Here is an 18,621-nt window from a genome sequence, read left to right as displayed (position 1 = left end):
AAGCGGCGATGATCCAGCCCGCCCGGCGTTTGAGGGCGAGGCGCGGAGCGCCGATAAAGCGGGGTCCCAGGGGCGGCAGCCCCTGGTTCGGGAAGGGGCGGGCCTGGGGCGCCACCCGCGAGGGCTCAACCCCCCACCCCCCGAACCCCCACCACCCCAACCCCCACCCCCACCACCCCGCACACTCCCGCACACACCCCCATCACCCCCCACGGCACCACCACCGTCACCGGCACCGAAAGCCGAGCCAGCGCCGCACCGACCCCACCAAGGCTGACCAACGTGACGGCGAGACCGAGCACCGCCCCGACGACCACCGCGAGGAAGGCCTCGCCGGCGGCGACGAACCGGAGTTGGGCGGGCGTGGCCCCCACGAGCCGCAAAGAGCGCCACTCAGGCCCACGCACCGGCGCGGTCATGAGGAGCGTCGCGACGAGGGAGATCGCCGTGTACGCGAGGCACAGCGCGAGCAGCATCAGCAGCCCGAGCCGGGTCTGCCGCTTCACGCCCGGGTACTCGGCCGCCAGCCAGTCCTCAACCGTCCGCACCCGCCCACCGGTTGCGGCAAGCGCCCGCACCACCGCCGCACGGTCGGCCCCCGCCTTCAGCCGCACGTCGAGCCGGTCGACGAAGGCCCCCGCCGGGCCCCTCGCCCCGTTGCGCGCGGTGACGTACACACCGTTGTCCCCGGTGCCCCGCGCGAGCACCGCCACCACCCGCAGCCGCACCCGGCGCCCGTCGCCGAGCCACACCGTCACCCGGTCGCCGACACGGTGCCGCTGCCACTCCTCGTTGACGACGATCGACCGGTCGTCGAGGTCGCGTACGTCGCCCGCCACCACGGGAAGCCGCGCGACCGCCGCGAACGCCGCCGGGTCGGACACCGCCCGCGCGTCGGAGCGCACCAGCGCGCTGCCGCCGTCCTCGCGGACGAACACGGCGGTGGCGGCGGAGCCCGCGACCACGGCCCCCGGCACACGCGGAACCCGCAGCCCCGCACCCGCCGAACCCGCACCCACCGCCGGACCGGTACCCACCGCCGGACCGGTACCCGCCGCCGAACCCGCACCCACCGCCCCCGTCTCCGCCCCCGTCTCCGCCTCCGTAACCACCAGATCCGCCCCCGTCCGCCCCCGCGCCTCCGCCGCCTTCGCCGCGCCCACCGTCTCCGCCGAGCCGAGCAGACAGCCCGCGAGCGCGACCGTGACCAGGACGGGCGCTGCGACGGCGGAGGTGCGGCGTACGGATGCGGCGCTGTTGGCCCGTACGATCCGCGCGACCGCCGCCGCCGGGCGGAGCCGGCCGGGCCAACCACCGGCCGGGCGCTGAGCCTTCGGCCGACCGAAGGCAGAGCCGATGCCCCCGCCGATGCCCCCGCCGATGCCCCCGCCGATGCCCCCGCCGATGCCCCGGCCGACGACCCCGCCGACGACCCCGCCGACGACCCCACGCATGACCCCACGAACGACCCCGCAGACAACGCCCACGACCCCCCGCACGAGGAGCGGAGCCAGCGCCGCCACCGCCGTCGCGAGGATCATCGGCTGCGTCGTGTACGTCTTGCGCTGCAGCAGGCCGGACGGGTCGCGCCACAGCGTCCAGGCCAGCAGGCCGAGCGCCCCGGCGAGCAGCGCACCGCCGACGACGCGGCGGACGGGCGGCATCACACCCGTGTCGAGCGACGCCTCGCGCAGCGCCTCCACGGGGCTGACCCGGCCCGCGCGCCCCGCCGCGCCCCACGCCCCGGCGACCGCCACGAGCAGCCCGGTCCAGAAGGCGAGCTGGTACGGCCACCAAGTCCACGACAGGCCTTCGGTCACCGTGAACCACGGCGGCGCCACCTCCGCGTCCACCAGCGCCCGCGCGAGCACCGGCGCCGCCCACGCGCCCCCGACGCACCCGGCCGCCGACGCCGCCGCGCCGACCACGGCCGCCTCCCCGAGGAGCCACCGCCGCACCTGCCCCCGGCTCGCCCCGGCCGCCCGGAGCAGCCCGAACTCCCGCCGCCGCAGCGCCACCACGAACGCGAACGTCGACGCCGTCACGAAGGCGGAGACAAACGCGGCGACCCCGCCCGCCGTGCCCAGAAAGGCGTTCACGGACACCAGCGCCCGGGCGTCGCGCTCCGCCTGGGGGTCGACGCGGCGCCGGTCGCCGCCGGTGAGCACCCGGGCGCCGGTGCCGGACGCGGCGACGGCGGCGCGGACCTCGGCGGCGGGGGCGTCGACGCCCACGGCGTCGAGGGGCCCGTGCGTCCGTACGCTCCCCAGGCGGCGCAGCTCGCGCAGGAGTTCGCTGTCCACAGGGTGTGGATGAGCGAGCCGCTTCGTCACCTGCTCGCTCCCGGGGCCGCGCCGCACCGCCACCGTCAGCGTGTCCCGGCCCGCCACGACCACCGGCGACGAGGCGAACCGCTCGGGCGGCCGCGGGGGTGGGTCCACGCTCGCCGCGAGCCCCACCCCCATCGCGGCGGTCAGGGCCACGCCCAGGGCGACGGCGACGAAGGCCCCGAGGAAGGAGGGCCAGCGGGCACGGAGCGAGGAGAGGACCATGCCTGTAAGCGAACCGCCTGGTGGGACCCCCTTCACGCCCACTGGAGGGCGGATCGGGGGTAGGGCCAGGCCTACCCTTAAGGGTATGGAATCGGTGATCGACAAGGCGTTCGCGGCGGCCTTGTACGCGGGCGACGCGGGCGACACAGGCGGCGCGAGCACCTCGGGCGCCACCCGCGCGAACCGCGCGAACCGCGCCACCCGCGCCGCAGGCACAGGCGCAGGCACAGGCGCAGGCGCAGGCACAGCCGCCCGGACAAAGCCCGACCACGGCCTCGACACCGGCGCCTCCCTCCTCGCGGCCGCCACCACCGACCCCGCCACCGCCCCCGCCGTCGACGCCGAACTCCGCTCCCGCGGCGAGGACCTGATCCGCCGCGCCTGGGCCCGCGGCTGGCAGCCCGCCGACGTCGTCCGCCAGGTGCGCCGCGACCTCGACGACGCCCACGTACGCCTCGTCGCCGACCTCATCCGCACCGAGACCGCCCCCTACGGGAACCGGCTCCCCGCCCGCTGGCCGGCCCAGCTCGCCGCCCTCGACGCCCACGCGCCGTGGCGCGCCCCGGACCGCTTCGCCCACGCCACCGCCGTCCTCACCCTCTACCGGCTCCTGCTCCGCCTGCCCCCGATCGAGCCGATAGGACCGGCGCCCGGCACCCCCGCCCACGTACCCCCGCCGCACCCCACCGACGAACCGCGCGCGCTCGCCCGCATCCGCGCCCTGCTCGCCAAGGCCGAGGCGACCGGCTTCCCCGAGGAGGCGGAGGCGCTCACCGCGAAGGCGCAGGAGCTGATGGCCCGGCACAGCGTCGACGAGGCGCTGCTCGCGGCCCGTACGCACGCCAAGGACGCGCCCACCGCGTGCCGCGTCGGCGTCGACGCCCCGTACGAGACGGCCAAGGCGATCCTCCTCGACGCGGTCGCCACCGCGAACCGCTGCCGCGCCGTCTGGAACGAGCCCCTCGGCTTCACCACCGTCGTCGGCTTCGAAGCGGACCTGGAGGCCGTCGAGTTGCTGTACACCTCGCTGCTCGTTCAGGGCACGGCCGCGATGACCAGGGCGGAGGCGGGGCAGCGTGCGGGCGGCCGCAAGCGTACGAAGACGTTCCGGCAGGCCTTCCTCATGGCGTACGCCGACCGCGTCGGCGCCCGTCTGCACGCGGCCGCCGCGGCCGTCACGCACGAGCCGGGCGAGCTCCTGCCCGTCCTCGCCTCCCGTGACGTCGCCGTCGCCGACCGGGCGGAGCGGATGTTCCCGGAGACCACCACGACCCGGGTGCGGGGCGTGCGCGACGGCGCGGGCTGGGCCGAGGGCGCGGCCGCCGCCGACCGGGCCCGGATGGGGAAGACGGAGCTCGGCCGCTAGCGTTCACCCTCTTGGCCGACCCCCTGACCGCGGAGGTGGACGCATGCGCATCGGAGAACTCTCGGAACGCACCGGCACGGCACGCAGGCTGCTGCGCTACTACGAGGAGCAGGGCCTGATCGTCGCCGACCGCACCCCGAACGGCTACCGCGACTACGACGAGTTCTACGTCGACCGGGTCCTGCAGATCCGCGGCCTCCTCGACGCGGGCCTCCCCACCCGCCTCATCAAGCAGATCCTGCCCTGCCTCAACAAGCCCCGCATCATCCACTTCCCCGACGCCACCCCCGAGATGCTGGCCACCCTGGAGCAGGAGCTGGACCGCATGACCCAGCGCGTGGAGTGCCTGGCCCGCAACCGGGACGCGATCGCGGAGTACCTCGACGAGGTGCGGGCGAAGCGCGACGAGAGCCGGCCACAGCCTGAGCTGCAGCCCGAGCCACAGCCCGCCTGACCGCTTAGCACCCCTTGGCGCCCTTTACGTCCATTTCACGCAATATGGCTCGTACCATCGGGGAATGACCTGGTGGCGAGCCCTGCGACAGACCGCGAGGTCAGGGCTTGCCGTGGAGCGCCGCCGCCTCGAACCCCTCGTCGCGCTGCGCGGCGCGGCGGGCCTCGCGATCGTCATCGGGGCGGGCCTCGCGCTCTTCGGCCCGGCGGTCGCCGCCAGCTCGGCGTTCGGCGCGTACCAGGCGGCCATCGCCACGTTCCAGCGCAGCTGGCGCCCCCGCCCCGAGCTCGCCATCGCCTCCGGCACGAGCCTCGCCGCCTCCACGTTCCTCGGGTACGTCACCGGCGGCCACCCGCTGCTCTTCCTCGCCCTCCTCGCGACGTGGACGTTCCTCGCGGGCCTGAGCTGGGCGGCGGGCCCCACGATCGGCCTGATCGCCACGTCCAACGTGGCGATCATGCTGGTGACGGTCACGCTCCCCACATCGGTCGCCGCGGCGGCGGGCCACGCCGCGATGATGGTGGCGGGCGGCCTGGTCCAGGCGGCCCTGGTGATCCTCTTCCCGGTACGCCGCTGGGGCGCCCACCGCGACGCGCTCGCCGACGCCCTCGCGGCCGAGGCGGACTACGCGCGCCGGCTGCGCCACGACCCGGTGGCGCCGTTCGACCCCGTCCCGCTGATGGCGGCCCGCGACGCGGCGACGATCACCGCACGCCAGGCCCGCACCCGCCCCGCCGAACTCCACGGCGCCCGAGGCCTCGCCGAACGCATCCGCCCCGTCCTCGCCTCCCTCGCCGACCCGGCCGTCGGCGTCCCCGAAGAGGGCCCCGAACGTGACCGCGCCCGCGAACTCCTCGCCGCCGCGGCCGCGATCCTCGACGCGGCGGCCCGAGCCATCCGCCACGGCACCCCGGTGGACCTGCCCCCCGCGGCGGTCTCCGCCTTCCAGACCCCCGACACCGGAGCCATCCTCAAGGGCCCGCCCCACCGCGCGGCCACCCGCCTGGGCTCCCTCTTGAAGGACGCGGTGGAGGTAGCGGGCGGTAATCCAACCCAGCCCGTCGAGGGGGTGCCCCCTGTTCGAGCGAAGCCGAGAACTTGGGGGAGTTTGAGGACGAGGCGCGAAGCGCCGATAAAGCGGGGTCCCAGGGGCGGCAGCCCCTGGTTTCGGGAAAGGGGCGGGCCTGGGGCGCCCCGCGAGGCCACCACCCCACCCCAGCCCTCACCCCAGCCCCCACCCCAGCCCCAACCCTCACCCCCACCCCAGAACCTCCTCCGCCCAGGCCTCCTGGCCCTCGCGCCCACCGCGTACCGCGCCATGCGCAGAGAACTGACCCGCCCCTCACCGGTGAGACGCCACGCCACCCGCGTCACCGCGGTGGCCACCACCGGCTACCTCCTGGGCACCTTGCTCCCCCTGGGCCACGCCTACTGGGCCCCCATGGCCTCGGTCATGGTCATGCGCCCCGACTTCTCCCAGACCTACTCCCGCGCGGTGGCCCGCTTCGCGGGCACCCTCGTGGGCGTCGCCCTGGCCACGGGCCTGGTCCAGCTCACCCACCCCGGCACCCATCTCTCCGGCACGCTCGCGGTCGCGTCCGCGGGACTGATGTACCTCCTGATGCGCACGGGCCAGTTCGCGGCCCAGGCCTGCGTGGCGGCGTACGTCGTGTTCCTGCTCGGCATGGGCGGCGAACAGTGGACACAGACGGTCCCGGAGCGCGTCGTCCTGACTCTGCTCGGCGGCGTCCTCGCCATGCTCGCGTACGCCGCGTACCCCGCGTGGGAGACCCCGCGCCTGCGCACCCGGCTCGCCGACTGGCTGACGGCGGACGGCCGTTACGCGGCCGCGGTCGTCGGCCACTACGCCGCCCCGGCGGGCCGGGCCTGCCCGGACGTGCGCGCGTCGCTGCTCGCCGCGCGCGACACCCGTATCGCCTGGCAGGAGGCGGTGGAACGGGCCAAGCACGAACCCGTACGCCACCGCGGCCTGTCCCGCGCCGCCGCCGCGGACGCCGAGCACGCCCTGGTCCAGATCGGCCGCGTCGCCATGCTCCTGGAGGCGCACCTGCCGGACCGCGGCACGCCCCCGGTCCCGGCCGCCGCCCGGCTCGCGGACGCCCTGCGCACCGCCACCGAACAGGGCGCCAAGGCCGTGCGCGAACGCCGCGTACCCACCTGGGACCCGGTCCGCGAGGCCCTGGAGGCATGGGACGGCGAGGGCGTGCCGGACCGCGTCGTCCGCCGCGGCGCCCACCTGCTCCTCGCGGCCCTGGAGGAACTCTCCGACGCCCTGGACACGACACCCCCGCCGATGCTGGTGGACGGCACGGACAGCGACGCGCCCAAAAGGCAGGACGGGCCGTGGGATCAGGAGGATCCCACGGCCCGCTGAACGGCGTACGAGCCGCTGTACGTCGTGAACGGCGTACGAGCCGCCGTACGTCAGGTCCCCGGCAGCTTCGCCGTCGGCAGCCCCTCCGGCATCTTGCCGCCCTTCGCCCTGACGAACTCGTCCGTGCCGTGGCCCTCCCAGGCGACCTTCATGGTCGTGGAGTTCACGGACTCGACGCGGCCCTTGGAGCGTTCCATGCCGCCGTCGCTGCACTTCAGCTCGATCGTCGGCAGGTCGGAACCGTTGCTGGTGGTGCCGTTGCACACCTGCCCGGTGCCGACGAGCGACGCCTTCGTGCCGGTGATGACGAGGCCGACGGGCTTGCCGCCGGACTGCGACACCCAACTGCCCTCCAGGCTGCCGTCCTTGACACCCGAACCGCCGGTCCCGCCGGACCCGCCGGATCCGGGCGACTCGGACGCGCTGTCCGACGCGGCACCCTTGTCCTTGCGGCCCTTGTCGCCGTCGTCGTCGCTGTCGCTGCTGCATCCCGTCAGGACGAGCACGGCGGCGATGCCCGCCACCGACGTACTGATCGCCGCTTTGCGGACGTTACGGACGCGCCTACGCACTGAAGTCCCCCTAAAAAGAACCGGAAACGGAATCCGGCAACCGAACCCGGAAGCAGAACCGGAGCCGACACCGGAAACCGATCCGGATCGAGCCGGATCGAGCTGATCGAACACCGCTCCAGGCCGAGCGGCCCGGAAACGCGCGCCAAGCTACCAGGAGGATTTGCGGACCCCGGGCAGGAATCCCGCGTGCGCCTGCTCGCGGAGCCGCACCCTGGATAGGCCGAAGACGCCCACGTACCCACGGGGACGCCCGTCCACGCTGTCGCGGTTGCGTACGCGCGTCGCGCTGGCGTCGCGCGGCTGGCGGGCCAATTCCCGCTGGGCGGCGAGCCGTTCGGCGTCCGGCGTGGACGGGCGGCGGACGATCTCCTTCAGCTCGGCGCGCCGCGCGGCGTAGCGGGCGACGACGGCGCGCCGCTTCTCGTTCTTCGCGATCTTGCTCTTCTTGGCCATCAGACCTTCACCCCGCGCGCACGAATCCTGGCCACGGCGGCCTCGATGCCGATGGTGTCGACGGTCCTGATGCCCTTCGCGCTCAGGCGGAGGCGCACATACCGGCCCTCGCTCGGCAGCCAGTAGCGCCTGCGCTGGACGTTCGGGTCGAAGCGGCGCGAGGACCGCCGGTGGGAGTGGGAGATCCGGTTGCCGAAGCCGGGCTTCGCGCCGGTCAGCTGGCAGTGGGCGGACATGGGGAGTGACACACCTCTCTCAGGGAGCTCGGAAGACCGTTTTGAAAACGGGATTCATTTTCATACACTACCTGTCATGGCTCGCAACGAACTCCGCCCGGTCATCAAGCTCCGCTCCACCGCGGGCACGGGCTACACGTACGTCACCCGCAAGAACCGCCGTAACAACCCCGACCGCCTCACCCTGCGCAAGTACGACCCGATGGCCGGCCGGCACGTCGACTTCCGAGAGGAGCGCTGACCCCCATGCGACCCGGTATCCACCCGCCGTACGGCCCCGTCGTCTTCCGCGACAAGGCCGCGAACTTCGCCTTCCTCACCCGCTCCACCGCCACCAGCGACAAGACGATCGACTGGGAGGACGGCCGCACCTACCCCGTCATCGACGTCGAGGTCTCCTCCGCGAGCCACCCCTTCTACACGGGACAGCAGCGCGTCCTGGACACCGCGGGCCGCGTCGAGCGCTTCGAGCGGCGCTACGGCAGGGACCGCTGATGGCAGGACCGCTGAGGGACGGCCGCCCGGTCCCGGAACCGGACCCGGACCCGGCCCCGGATTCCCGGACGATGGATGTGGTCGTCGTCGCCGGGCTGCACGCGGAGGCCCGGGCGGCCGCCGTCGCCCGCCTGCTGGCCGGCGTGCCCGGCAGCGTGGCCCTGCACCACGACCTGTCGACCGCCGCGCGCGGCACGGTCGTACGCACCGTGCGCGACGCCACCGGGGTCCTCTCCACCGGCGAGGCGCCCCTCGTCAACGACTGCGCCTGCTGCGCGCTGCGCGAGGACCTGGTGCCGGAGCTGGAGCGGCTCGCGGCCGCCGGACTCACCCGGCTCGCCGTCGTCGAGCTGTGGGACTCCGTGGAGCCGAAGGCCATGGCCGAGGTGATCGTCGGCCACGGGTCGCGGGCGCTGCGCCTCAGCGGCGTGCTCACCGCCGTCGACCCGAGCCTGCTGCTGCCCTACCTCGCCAACGGCGACGACCTCGCCGACGCCGGGCTGGCCGCGGCCGCCACCGACCAGCGCACGGTCGCCGACACGTGGGCGCGGCAGCTGGAGTACGCGCCGGTGCTCGCCGTCGCCGAGTCGGCGGACGCCGATGCCGAGGACCACGCGCTCCTCGCCCAACTCCACCCGACGGCCCGACGGGTGTCCCTTGCCGCCGACGACGTGGTGGCCGACGACTTGGTGGCCGCGGCGCTCGCCGGTTTCGACGCCGAGGCGGCCGCCGCCGCACAGCATCCGGCGTGCGCGCTGCTGCCCGCCGAGGCCGACGAGAGCGGTGTGACGACCTTCGTGTGGCACCGTGACCGTCCCTTCCACCCCGAGCGGCTCTACGCGGCCCTGGAGGACCTGACCTGCGCCGCCGCCCGCAGCCGCGGCCGGTTCTGGCTGGCCGACCGGCCCGACACGCTGCTCGCGTGGGACGCGGCGGGGGGTGCGCTGTGCGTGGAGAACGCCGGGCCGTGGCTCGCGTCCCTGCCGGACGCGGCCTGGGACCTCGTCCCGCCGGTCCGCCGGGCCGCGGCCGCGCTCGACTGGCACCCCGAGCACGGGGACTGCTGCCAGCACCTCGTCTTCACGTCGCCCGGCCTCGACCGCGAGGCGCTCGAAGGGGTTCTTGAGTCCTGTCTTCTCACCGACGAGGAGTACGGGGCCGGGCGGGCCGCCTGGAAGAACCTCCCACCCGCCTTCGACACCCTCCTGGAGGCCTGAGTTGACTCCCCGCCGCACCCGTCCCCACCCCCGTCCCCGCCCCAACCCCCTGGACCAGGCAGGAATCACCTACATCGACTACAAGGACACCCAACTCCTGCGGAAGTTCATCTCGGACCGCGGCAAGATCCGCGCCCGCCGGGTCACGCACGTAACCCCCCGCCAACAACGCCACCTGTCCCAAGCCATCAAAACAGCCCGCCAAATGTCCCTACTCCCTCCCACCTGACCCCCACCGCCCCACTTCCAGCCCTCGCGGGCGCACGCCCCACAAGCCTGTTTCCAGCACCCCGTGAGATGCACGTCGCGCGAAGCGCTGCGGCTGCCTGCCCCGGTCCTCTCCCACCCGCCCGCCCGTTTCCAGCACCCCGCGGGGCGCACGTCGCGCAAAGCGCCGCGGCCGAGTACGCCCGCACCCACCGCTACCGCGGCGGGATCACCCCCACCCACCCCACCCGTTCACCCCACACCGGACGGTGCACGTCGCGCGAAGCGCTGCGGCTGGCAGCCCCGGTTCTCTCCCACCCACCCACCCGTTTCCAGCACCCCGCAGGGTGCACGTTGCGCGGAGCGCTGCGGCTGGCTGCCTGTCGTTCCGCCGCTGGCGCGGCGATTGTTTCCCACCCGCCCGCCCGTTTCTGGCTGCACGTGGGGTGGACGCCCCTGATGGGGTGTTGCCCGCCGTCGGCGGCTGCGGCGCCGTCCCTCACCCACCCAGCCGCAGCGCTCCGCGCAACGCCCACCGTCCGGTGCGGGGTAAACGGGTGGGCTGGGTGGGAGAAATCCCGCCGCGGTAGCGGCGGGCACATGGGCACCCAGCCGCAGCGCTTCGCGCGACCTTCACCCCGCGGGGTGCTGGAAACGGGTGGAGTGGGTGGGAGAGATCCCGCCGCGGTAGCGGTGGGTGCGTGGGCAGCCAGCCGCAGCGCTTCGCGCGACGTCCACCGTGTGGGGTGCTGGAAACGGGTGGGCGGGAGGGAACCCGCAGCCCAGAAGCCCCCGTGGGGCAGGATGGCCGCACCCCCCGCCCGCAGGAGCAGAAAGATGGCGCACCACCATGGCCACCACCGGCGAACGCCGGCCTCGTGTCGGAGGCGCGCTTGGGACGCAAACGCATCTACCGCCTGGAAGCGGTCCCGCTCGCCGAGGTGCAGAACCGGCTGACCCCGTACGAGCGATTCTGGCGCGCCCGAATGACCGACCGCCCGATCGCCTGACGAACCGCCCGCCCGCCCCCCAGACCGACCGCCGGACCGCCGGACGGACCGAACGATTGACCGATTGACCGATTGACCGATTGACCGGCTGACCGGCTGACCGGCCGTCAGGCCGACCACCCGACCGCCCAACCACCCCGCACCCGGCCGAAGACAACCCCCGCTCGCCCCCACCCACCCCGCCTTGACGGCATTTTGACCCCGCCTTGACGACAATGCCTCTCGCGGATCCCCACAAGCGCTTGCCACGCGGCAACCCGTACGCGGACACCGGAGCCAGAAGGCCCCGGACTGCGTCTCTCTCTAGTGCACGAGGGATTCGATCCGGACAACCCGACGCGGATGATGGCGCGGAAGACCATGGACGGGGGCTGGCGTTCGCATGTCATGCGGGCACGGGAGAAGGCGCGGAAAGGGCTGTAACCAGCTCACCACACCGCGTGCACGTGCATCTGCCCATGCATCGGCACATGAACACGGCTATGATCCGGGACAGTTGACGGCTACAACAACAGCCACGGCACCACCGGGGAGCGACCTGTGCACGACGTGTTCAACGGCATGGCGGCCACGGATCTTCACGGGGTGGTCTGGCAGAAGAGCAGGCACAGCAACTCGCAGGGATCCTGCGTGGAGTTCGCGAAGCTGCCGGGCGGCGATGTGGCCGTCCGCAACTCGCGCTTTCCGGACGGGCCCGCGCTCGTCTACACGCGCGCCGAGATAGAGGCCATGCTGCTCGGCATGAAGGACGGCGAGTTCGACCACCTGATCAGCGCCTGACCAGCCCGATCCGGCCAACGCCAAAGCAAACGCCAGAGCAAACGCGAAAGCGGACGCGGCAGACGCCGCAGAAACGATCAGCCACGGGGGCATGGGGGACCCCGGGAAACCCGTACGGAAAACCGCAGTGAGCGGCGGGCGGACCGTCGGCCACCCGAAGGGGGCCGACGGTGTCACGTCAGAAGGGACCCGGCGTCAACGACGTCAACGGCGTCACGCCAGCTGGAACAGCGCCCACACGACCTTGCCGCTCAGCGCGCCGGCCAGCGGGTGCCAGCCCCAGCCGTCGCTGAAGTTGTCCACCAGGAACAGCCCCCGGCCCGACTCCGCCGCGAAGTCGTCGATGGCGTCGTCGGCCGCACGCGCGACGGGGCTCTCGTCGCTGGGATCCCGCACCGCGCACACGAGCCGAGACGTCCACCGCATCATGTGCAGCCGCACGGGCGCGTCCTCGCCTACCAGGCAGGTGACTTCGGGGCGCGGCGTGTCGGCCGGGAGCGCGTGCCGCAGGGCGTTGGTGACGAGCTCGGAGACGACGAGCGCGATGTCGTCGAAGCGGTCGTCGAGCTCCCAGGACGTGAGCGTCTTCCGGGTGAACTGCCGTGCGCTGCCCACCGCTTCGTAGCGGGCGGGGAGGGCGCAGGAGGCGGCGCTGGAGACCGCGGAGGGGTCGAGCGGAGGAAGGCCCTGCCGTAACGGCTCGAGCATGGTCGATCCATTCGTCCCCATGCGAGGCACTCCCCGGTTTTCGCGGTTCGCGGTACAAAGCGAGCGATCGAGCGGTGGCGCGGTCGGTACAGCCGGTCGGCACAGCGATGGCGCAGCAGTGACGCGCGGACCATGGTTCCGAATGCGTACAGCAGATGCAAGGGCAGATGCACGTGCACGCGCCGGACTTGACCGTTCCTAGGGCACTTGTTGCCCATTTCTTCCTACGGTTTCTTGTGAGTGGCTTGAGCAGGCTTTCCCTTTCCGTAACCGAACGAGTACGGCCCGAAGCGTTTAATGGCAGACTGCGAGTCTCAACACCTTGGGGAGGACTGAGCGAAGTGACCGCTGGGGAGTCGAGCGGCTCGGTGGTGCGGCGCATTCTGCTGGGCTCGCAACTGAGGCGCCTGAGGGAGACTCGCGGCATCACCCGCGAAGCGGCCGGATACTCGATCCGCGCGTCCGAATCGAAGATCAGCCGCATGGAGTTGGGACGGGTGAGCTTCAAGTCGAGAGACGTCGAAGACCTCCTGACGCTCTACGGCGTCATGGACGAGAAGGAGCGGAACGCGCTCCTGTCGCTCGCCAAGGAGGCCAACCTGACGGGCTGGTGGCACAGTTACTCGGACGTCCTGCCCGGCTGGTTCCAGACATATATCGGCCTGGAAGGAGCGGCGTCGCTCATCCGGGTCTACGAGGTCCAGTTCATCAACGGCCTGCTCCAGACGGAGGCGTACGCGCACGCGGTCGTCGAGCGCGGCATGAAGGCCGCCGCAGGCAAGGCGGCCGCCCGGGGCAGGGCGGGCCGCGGCGTCCGGGTCAGCAGGGCCGACGTCGACCGCCGGGTCGCGCTCCGCCTGGAGCGCCAGAAGCTGCTCGTGTCCGAGCGCGCCCCGCAGTTCCAGTGCGTCCTCGACGAGGCCGCGCTGCGCAGGCCGTACGGCGACCGGGAGGTGATGCGCGGTCAGATCCAGCACCTGATCGACATCTCCGAGCGCCCCAATGTGACGCTGCAGGTGATGCCGTTCACCTTCGGCGGGCACGCGGGCGAGAGCGGCGCGTTCACCATGCTGAGCTTCCCGGAGTCCGACCTGTCCGACGTCGTCTACCTCGAACAGCTCACGGGCGCGCTGTATCTGGACAAGCGCGAAGAAGTCGCCCAGTACGAGCGGGCGATGGCCGAGCTCCAGGACGACTGTCCGAATCCGGCCGACAGCCGCGACCTTCTCCGTGGTCTACTCCAACTGACCTGAATCGTCAGTAGTATGACGTGAAATCAGGCGTCAGCGCGTCAGCTTCCGTGGCAAGGGGTCTTGTCTCATGTCCTTCTTCACCGATCTGGCTCACCAGTACATCGACGGTGAGTGGAAGGCCGGCTCCGGTTCCTGGGACATCATCGACTTCAATCCGTACGACGGGGAGAAGCTGGCGTCGATCACCGTCGCCACCGCGGACGAGATCGACCAGGCGTACCGCGCGGCGCAGCGTGCGCAGGAGTCCTGGGGCGCGACCAACCCGTACGCGCGACGCCTTGTGTTCGAGAAGGCCCTGCGGATCATCGAGGACCGCGAGGCCGAGATCACCGAGGCGATCGTCGCCGAGCTCGGCGGCACGCTCGTCAAGGCGGGCTTCGAGCTGCACCTCGCCAAGGAGTTCCTGCGCGAGGCGCTCCACCTGTCGCTCGCCCCGCAGGGCCGGGTGCTTCCGTCGCCCGACGACACCAAGGAGAACCGCCTCTACCGCGTCCCGGTCGGTGTCGTCGGCGTCATCAGCCCCTTCAACTTCCCCTTCCTGCTCTCGATCAAGTCGGTCGCCCCGGCGATCGCGCTCGGCAACGCGGTCGTCCTGAAGCCGCACCAGAACGCGCCGGTCCTCGGCGGCAGCCTGGTCGCCAAGATCTTCGAGGAGGCCGGGCTCCCGGCGGGCGTCCTGAACGTCGTCATCACGGACATAGCCGAGATCGGCGACGCGCTGATAGAGCACCCGGTGCCGGCCGTCATCTCCTTCACCGGCTCGGACGCCGTGGGCCGGCACGTGGCCACGGTCTGCGCCCGGAACTTCAAGCGCTGCGTCCTCGAACTCGGCGGCAACAGCGCCCTGATCGTCCTGGACGACGCGGACGTCGACTACGCCGTGGACGCCGCCGTGTTCAGCCGCTTCGTGCACCAGGGCCAGGTCTGCATGGCCGCGAACCGCATCCTCGTGGACCGCAGCGTCCAGGCCGAGTTCACCGAGAAGTTCGTCGCCAAGGTAAAGACCCTGAAGGTCGGCGACCCGGCGTCCCCCGAGACGCACATCGGCCCGTTGATCAACTCCTCGCAGGCGGAGGGCATTTCGTCCCTCGTCGCGCAGACCGTCCAGGCGGGCGCCACGGCCCTGCTGCACGGCGGCACGGAAGGGAACCTGGTCTCCCCGTCCGTCCTCACCGACCTGCCCGACGACGCCCCGGTCCTGCGCCAGGAGGTCTTCGGCCCGGTGGCGCTCATCCTGCCCTTCGACGGCGAGGACGAGGCCGTACGCATCGCCAACGACACTCCGTACGGCCTGAGCGGCGCCGTCCACACCGGCGACACCGACCGCGGCGTGCGGGTCGCCCAGCGGATCAGAACCGGCATGATCCACATCAACGACGGCACGGTGCACGACGAGCCGATCGTGCCGTTCGGCGGCGAGAAGCACTCGGGCGTGGGCCGCCTCAACGGCGACTCGACGGTCGAGGCGTTCACGTCGCACAAGTGGATCTCGATCCAGCACGGCCGCTCCCGCTTCCCGTTCTGAGACCCGGAAGCTCCCTTCTCCTCCTCCTTCTCCTCCCTGGAACCTTCTCCTCGGAATCTTCCCCTCGGACCCTTGCGGACAGAAGTTGTCCGCAAGGGTCCGTAGCGTTTGTGGTGTCGGAAAGCCCGGGAGACGCTCTCGGGAGACTTGAGGAGAGGCGGACACCATGGTCACCCACGTCAACGCGGAAGCCCACGGCGACGAGCGCGGCGCACTGCTCGCCTTCGTGGAGGCCCAGCGCGGCGGCATCCGCCGCTCGGTGCTCGGCCTGGACGACGAGCAGGCGTCGGCCCGCCCGAGCGCCAGCGAGCTCACGCTCGGCGGCCTGGTGAAGCACGTCGCCGAGTGCGAGCTGAACTGGCTGCGCATGGCCCAGCAGAAGCCCAACGAGCGCCAGCGCGACGAGGCGACCTGGGGCGACAGCTTCCGGCTCGTCGACGGGGAGCGGCTCGCCGACGTCCTCGCGTTCTGGGACGAGGTGGCGGCGGAGACGGGGGAGTTCATCCGTACGGTGCCGAGCCTCGACGACACGTTCCCGCTGCCCGAAGCGCCCTGGTTCCCCAAGGACGGCGCGGTGTCGATGCGCTGGCTGATGCTGCACCTGGTCGAGGAGTTCGGCCGGCACGCGGGCCACGCGGACATCATCCGCGAGTCCCTGGACGGCAAGACGGCCTTCGAGCTGGTGGCGATGGAGCAGGGCTACCCTAGTCAAAGTTGATGAATGCGGTTGAAGGGTGCGGTGAATGTCGGCGATCCGGCTGCTCGTTCTCGGGGCTGTCCGCCAGCACGGGCGGGCGCACGGCTATCAGGTGCGCAACGACCTGGAGTACTGGGGCGCCCATGAGTGGTCCAACGCCAAGCCGGGGTCGATCTATCACGCACTGCGGCAGATGGCGAAGCAGGGACTGCTGCTCGAGCACGAGACCGCACCCTCGACGGCGGGCGGCCCGCCGCGCACGGAGTACGAGATCACGGAGAAGGGCACCGAGGAGTTCCTGTCCCTCCTCCGTGAGGCACTGACCACCGTCGCGCACGACCAGAAGCCCGATGTGCTCTCGGCGGCGGTCGGCTTCATGGTCGACCTGCCGCGCGAGGAGGTCGTCTCGCTCCTGAAGCAGCGGGTGCGCGCCATCGAGGACTGGCGCCACTCCGTCACGGAGTACTACACGCCCGAGGACGGCCCCGAACAGCTCGGGCACATCGGCGAGATCATGAACCTCTGGGTGCACTCCGCCGACGCGGGCAAGGAGTGGACCAAGGGTCTCGTCGAGCGCATCGAGAACGGCGCGTACACCTTCGCCGGTGAGGGCGACCCGTTCGTCGGTGTGCTGGCCGAGGGTGAGGAGAACCCGTTCGCGACCGGGGAGCGGCACCCCGGGGACCGCCGCTAGACGTACTCGCCCTGTGCGCTCCTCGGGTGCGCCTGTTGCTGCGCGCCCGCATTAATCAAGTTTGACTAACTCGACTCCCGGGAGTACCTTTCACCGCCTAGTCAAGCTTGACTAGATTGATGTGCGGGGCCCGGAGGGAGACGGATGACGGACGCGATTGTCCTCGAGGGCGTACGGAAGCGGTATGGGGACAAGCGGGCCCTGGACGGGCTCGATCTGGTGGCCGGGCGCGGCACCGTGCACGGGGTGCTCGGGCCGAACGGCGCGGGCAAGACGACGGCGGTGCGGATCATGTCCACGCTGCTCAGGGCGGACGAGGGCCGCGTGGAGATCGCCGGGCAGGACGCGCGGCGCCAGGCCGACCGGGTGCGCCGCCGCATCGGCCTGCTCGGCCAGCACGCGGCGGTCGACGAGGAGCTCGGCGGCCGGCAGAACCTGGAGATGTTCGGGCGGCTCCACCACCTGGGCGCGCGCCACGCGCGCGTGCGGGCGGACGAGCTGCTCGACCGCTTCGGTCTCGCCGACACGGGCCGCAAGGCGGTCAAGCGGTACAGCGGCGGCATGCGGCGCCGCCTGGACCTCGCGGCGTCGCTCATCACGGAGCCGGAGGTGCTGTTCCTCGACGAACCGACGACGGGCCTCGACCCGCGCGGCCGCGCCGAGGTGTGGAACGCGGTCCGCTCCCTGGTCGGCGGCGGTACGACGGTGCTCCTGACCACCCAGTACCTGGAAGAGGCCGACCAGCTGGCCGACCGCATCTCGCTGATCGACCGCGGCAAGGTCGTCGCGGCCGGCACGCCGGACGAGCTGAAGGCCGGGATCGGCGGCGACCGGATCGACGTCGTGGTGCGCGACGGCGCCCAGCTGGTGCGGGCGGCCCGGCTCCTTCCGGGCGACGCGGGTGACGCGGGCGACGTGACGGTCGACGCCGACCGGCGCCTGGCCAGCGCCCCGGTCGCCGACCGGATGGAGGCCCTCACCGGCGTCGTACGGGCGCTGCGCGAGGAGGGCATCGAGGCGGAGGACATCGCGCTGCGCAGGCCGACGCTCGACGAGGTGTTCCTGCGCCTGACAGGGCGCGCGGACGACGCCGACGACGCCGACGACGCCGGTGGGGCCGGTGGGGCCGCCGAGGCCCGTACGAAGGAGGCCGTATGAGTGCGATGAGCTGGGCGCTGACCGACTCCTGGACCATGACCCGGCGCGAACTCGCCCACTGGGCGCGCCAGCCCGTGCAGGTCGTGGTGGGGCTCGCCTTCCCCGTGATGCTGCTGCTGATGTTCAACTACCTGATGGGCGGCGGAAAGGGCATCCAGGGGGACTACGCCGAGTTCCTCGTCCCCGGCATGTTCGCGCTGACCATGGTGTTCGGCCTGGACGCCACGATGCTCGCGGTCACCACGGACCTCAACAAGGGAGTGGTGGACCGCTTCCGGTCCCTGCCGATGACCAACGGCGCGGTCCTGGTGGGCCGTTCGGTCGCGGACATGCTCCAGTCCTTCGTCTCGCTGCTCGTCATGATGGGCGTGGGCCTGGCGATCGGCTGGCGCTGGCACGGGTCCCTCGCCGGGGTGGCGGGCGCTGTGGGGCTGCTGCTCCTCCTGCGGTTCGCGATGCTGTGGCTCGGGATCCACCTCGCCATGATCGCGGGCAGGCCGGAGCTCGTGACGGCCGTGCAGATCCTGGTATGGCCGGTCGGCTTCTTCTCCAACGCGTTCACCGTGCCGGAGAACATGCCGGGGTGGCTGGGCGCGGCGGTCGAGTGGAACCCGATGTCGGCGACGGGCACGGTCGTCCGCGATCTCTTCGGGAACGATGCCGGGGTGACCGGCACCTCTTGGGCGGCGCAGCACGCCGGCCTCCTCGCGGTGGCGTGGCCCGTGGCGCTGGTGTCCGTCTTCCTGCCGCTGGCGGTCCGCAGGTTCGGGGCGCTGAGCAGGTAGGGGGTGGCCCTGCCGGGAGGCCCCCAAGCCCGCCCCTTCCCGAACTGGGGCTCCGCCCCAG

Annotated in this window: 19 protein-coding genes; 14 read left to right on the top strand and 5 right to left on the bottom strand. The window is 72.4% G+C overall.

The window, feature by feature from the left end; all coding sequences use genetic code 11:
- Nucleotides 1–125: 125 nt before the first annotated feature.
- On the bottom strand, nt 126–2,552 hold the full coding sequence (locus ACFWZ5_RS38085) for an FtsX-like permease family protein (protein ID WP_384800491.1): 2,427 nt from the start codon (nt 2,550–2,552) through the stop codon (nt 126–128).
- An 85-nt stretch (nt 2,553–2,637) separates the two neighbouring features.
- Here ACFWZ5_RS38085 and ACFWZ5_RS38080 point away from each other — a divergent pair, with 85 nt between their 5' ends.
- The 3 genes from ACFWZ5_RS38080 (at nt 2,638) to ACFWZ5_RS38070 (ending at nt 6,767) form a co-directional block, all read left to right on the top strand.
- Nucleotides 2,638–3,918, top strand: a complete 1,281-nt coding sequence (locus ACFWZ5_RS38080) for a DUF2786 domain-containing protein (RefSeq protein WP_384800487.1) — start codon at nt 2,638–2,640, stop codon at nt 3,916–3,918.
- 43 nt (nt 3,919–3,961) lie between these two features.
- A complete protein-coding gene (locus ACFWZ5_RS38075; RefSeq protein ID WP_384800484.1) occupies nt 3,962–4,372 on the top strand; it encodes a MerR family transcriptional regulator in 411 nt (136 codons plus the stop codon).
- 64 nt (nt 4,373–4,436) lie between these two features.
- Complete coding sequence (locus tag ACFWZ5_RS38070) at nt 4,437–6,767, top strand: FUSC family protein (RefSeq protein ID WP_384800481.1); 2,331 nt, start codon at nt 4,437–4,439, stop codon at nt 6,765–6,767.
- 50 nt (nt 6,768–6,817) lie between these two features.
- On the opposite strand, the gene ACFWZ5_RS38065 is transcribed toward ACFWZ5_RS38070, so the two are convergent.
- From ACFWZ5_RS38065 to rpmB, 3 genes are all read right to left on the bottom strand, one after another.
- Nucleotides 6,818–7,339: a hypothetical protein gene (locus ACFWZ5_RS38065; protein ID WP_384800478.1), complete on the bottom strand. Its 522-nt coding sequence runs from the start codon at nt 7,337–7,339 to the stop codon at nt 6,818–6,820.
- 150 nt (nt 7,340–7,489) lie between these two features.
- Nucleotides 7,490–7,795, bottom strand: a complete 306-nt coding sequence (rpsN, locus tag ACFWZ5_RS38060; RefSeq protein ID WP_384891999.1) for a 30S ribosomal protein S14 — start codon at nt 7,793–7,795, stop codon at nt 7,490–7,492.
- On the bottom strand, nt 7,795–8,031 hold the full coding sequence (rpmB, locus tag ACFWZ5_RS38055; RefSeq protein ID WP_384800472.1) for a 50S ribosomal protein L28: 237 nt from the start codon (nt 8,029–8,031) through the stop codon (nt 7,795–7,797). The genes rpsN and rpmB overlap by 1 nt, the downstream gene beginning before the upstream one ends.
- Before the next feature lie 76 nt (nt 8,032–8,107).
- On the opposite strand from rpmB, the gene rpmG reads away from it, so the two are divergent.
- The 5 genes from rpmG (at nt 8,108) to ACFWZ5_RS38030 (ending at nt 11,740) form a co-directional block, all read left to right on the top strand.
- Complete coding sequence (gene rpmG / locus ACFWZ5_RS38050) at nt 8,108–8,272, top strand: 50S ribosomal protein L33 (protein ID WP_384800469.1); 165 nt, start codon at nt 8,108–8,110, stop codon at nt 8,270–8,272.
- Between the two features lie 5 nt (nt 8,273–8,277).
- On the top strand, nt 8,278–8,526 hold the full coding sequence (locus ACFWZ5_RS38045; protein WP_384800466.1) for a type B 50S ribosomal protein L31: 249 nt from the start codon (nt 8,278–8,280) through the stop codon (nt 8,524–8,526).
- A gap of 71 nt (nt 8,527–8,597) precedes the next feature.
- Nucleotides 8,598–9,743 carry a CobW family GTP-binding protein gene (locus ACFWZ5_RS38040; RefSeq protein ID WP_384800496.1) on the top strand — a complete coding sequence of 382 codons (1,146 nt, stop codon included), beginning with the start codon at nt 8,598–8,600 and terminating at the stop codon, nt 9,741–9,743.
- 1 nt (nt 9,744) lies between these two features.
- A complete protein-coding gene (gene rpsR / locus ACFWZ5_RS38035; protein WP_384800463.1) occupies nt 9,745–9,972 on the top strand; it encodes a 30S ribosomal protein S18 in 228 nt (75 codons plus the stop codon).
- A 1,549-nt stretch (nt 9,973–11,521) separates the two neighbouring features.
- Nucleotides 11,522–11,740, top strand: a complete 219-nt coding sequence (locus ACFWZ5_RS38030; protein WP_384800493.1) for a DUF397 domain-containing protein — start codon at nt 11,522–11,524, stop codon at nt 11,738–11,740.
- Nucleotides 11,741–11,953: 213 nt separating this feature from the next.
- On the opposite strand, the gene ACFWZ5_RS38025 is transcribed toward ACFWZ5_RS38030, so the two are convergent.
- Complete coding sequence (locus ACFWZ5_RS38025) at nt 11,954–12,469, bottom strand: ATP-binding protein (RefSeq protein ID WP_384800460.1); 516 nt, start codon at nt 12,467–12,469, stop codon at nt 11,954–11,956.
- Nucleotides 12,470–12,789: 320 nt separating this feature from the next.
- On the opposite strand from ACFWZ5_RS38025, the gene ACFWZ5_RS38020 reads away from it, so the two are divergent.
- The 6 genes from ACFWZ5_RS38020 to ACFWZ5_RS37995 all read left to right on the top strand — a co-directional run bounded on the left by ACFWZ5_RS38020 (nt 12,790) and on the right by ACFWZ5_RS37995 (nt 18,560).
- On the top strand, nt 12,790–13,701 hold the full coding sequence (locus tag ACFWZ5_RS38020; protein ID WP_384800457.1) for a helix-turn-helix domain-containing protein: 912 nt from the start codon (nt 12,790–12,792) through the stop codon (nt 13,699–13,701).
- A 67-nt stretch (nt 13,702–13,768) separates the two neighbouring features.
- Nucleotides 13,769–15,226 carry an aldehyde dehydrogenase family protein gene (locus tag ACFWZ5_RS38015; RefSeq protein ID WP_384800454.1) on the top strand — a complete coding sequence of 486 codons (1,458 nt, stop codon included), beginning with the start codon at nt 13,769–13,771 and terminating at the stop codon, nt 15,224–15,226.
- Between the two features lie 166 nt (nt 15,227–15,392).
- Nucleotides 15,393–15,944, top strand: a complete 552-nt coding sequence (locus ACFWZ5_RS38010) for a DinB family protein (RefSeq protein ID WP_384800451.1) — start codon at nt 15,393–15,395, stop codon at nt 15,942–15,944.
- A gap of 25 nt (nt 15,945–15,969) precedes the next feature.
- Entirely contained in the window at nt 15,970–16,617 is a 648-nt protein-coding gene (locus tag ACFWZ5_RS38005) for a PadR family transcriptional regulator (protein WP_384800448.1), read from the top strand.
- 144 nt (nt 16,618–16,761) lie between these two features.
- Nucleotides 16,762–17,775 carry an ATP-binding cassette domain-containing protein gene (locus ACFWZ5_RS38000; protein WP_384800446.1) on the top strand — a complete coding sequence of 338 codons (1,014 nt, stop codon included), beginning with the start codon at nt 16,762–16,764 and terminating at the stop codon, nt 17,773–17,775.
- The gene (locus ACFWZ5_RS37995) at nt 17,772–18,560 is read left to right on the top strand and encodes an ABC transporter permease (RefSeq protein WP_384800443.1); all 789 of its coding nucleotides are present in this window, start codon (nt 17,772–17,774) and stop codon (nt 18,558–18,560) included. Before ACFWZ5_RS38000 ends, ACFWZ5_RS37995 begins: the two co-directional genes overlap by 4 nt.
- Nucleotides 18,561–18,621 lie beyond the last annotated feature (61 nt).

This window comes from Streptomyces sp. NPDC059003, assembly GCF_042740445.1.
GTDB lineage: Bacteria > Actinomycetota > Actinomycetes > Streptomycetales > Streptomycetaceae > Streptomyces.
Note: the sequence above shows the minus strand (reverse complement) of the source record. Positions and strands in the feature narration are given on the sequence as shown.

Excerpts from the sequence above, each read along its gene's own strand:
- ACFWZ5_RS38005 (WP_384800448.1), top strand. The coding sequence starts at position 15,970 with ATGTCGGCGATCCGGCTGCTCGTTCTCGGGGCTGTCCGCCAGCACGGG.
- ACFWZ5_RS38030 (WP_384800493.1), top strand. The coding sequence starts at position 11,522 with ATGGCGGCCACGGATCTTCACGGGGTGGTCTGGCAGAAGAGCAGGCAC.
- ACFWZ5_RS38085 (WP_384800491.1), bottom strand. The coding sequence starts at position 2,552 with ATGGTCCTCTCCTCGCTCCGTGCCCGCTGGCCCTCCTTCCTCGGGGCC.
- ACFWZ5_RS38010 (WP_384800451.1), top strand. The coding sequence starts at position 15,393 with ATGGTCACCCACGTCAACGCGGAAGCCCACGGCGACGAGCGCGGCGCA.
- ACFWZ5_RS38000 (WP_384800446.1), top strand. The coding sequence starts at position 16,762 with ATGACGGACGCGATTGTCCTCGAGGGCGTACGGAAGCGGTATGGGGAC.
- ACFWZ5_RS38015 (WP_384800454.1), top strand. The coding sequence starts at position 13,769 with ATGTCCTTCTTCACCGATCTGGCTCACCAGTACATCGACGGTGAGTGG.
- ACFWZ5_RS38025 (WP_384800460.1), bottom strand. The coding sequence starts at position 12,469 with ATGGGGACGAATGGATCGACCATGCTCGAGCCGTTACGGCAGGGCCTT.
- rpsN (WP_384891999.1), bottom strand. The coding sequence starts at position 7,795 with ATGGCCAAGAAGAGCAAGATCGCGAAGAACGAGAAGCGGCGCGCCGTC.
- ACFWZ5_RS38070 (WP_384800481.1), top strand. The coding sequence starts at position 4,437 with ATGACCTGGTGGCGAGCCCTGCGACAGACCGCGAGGTCAGGGCTTGCC.
- ACFWZ5_RS37995 (WP_384800443.1), top strand. The coding sequence starts at position 17,772 with ATGAGTGCGATGAGCTGGGCGCTGACCGACTCCTGGACCATGACCCGG.
- ACFWZ5_RS38075 (WP_384800484.1), top strand. The coding sequence starts at position 3,962 with ATGCGCATCGGAGAACTCTCGGAACGCACCGGCACGGCACGCAGGCTG.
- ACFWZ5_RS38080 (WP_384800487.1), top strand. The coding sequence starts at position 2,638 with ATGGAATCGGTGATCGACAAGGCGTTCGCGGCGGCCTTGTACGCGGGC.
- rpmG (WP_384800469.1), top strand. The coding sequence starts at position 8,108 with ATGGCTCGCAACGAACTCCGCCCGGTCATCAAGCTCCGCTCCACCGCG.
- rpmB (WP_384800472.1), bottom strand. The coding sequence starts at position 8,031 with ATGTCCGCCCACTGCCAGCTGACCGGCGCGAAGCCCGGCTTCGGCAAC.
- ACFWZ5_RS38045 (WP_384800466.1), top strand. The coding sequence starts at position 8,278 with ATGCGACCCGGTATCCACCCGCCGTACGGCCCCGTCGTCTTCCGCGAC.
- ACFWZ5_RS38040 (WP_384800496.1), top strand. The coding sequence starts at position 8,598 with ATGGATGTGGTCGTCGTCGCCGGGCTGCACGCGGAGGCCCGGGCGGCC.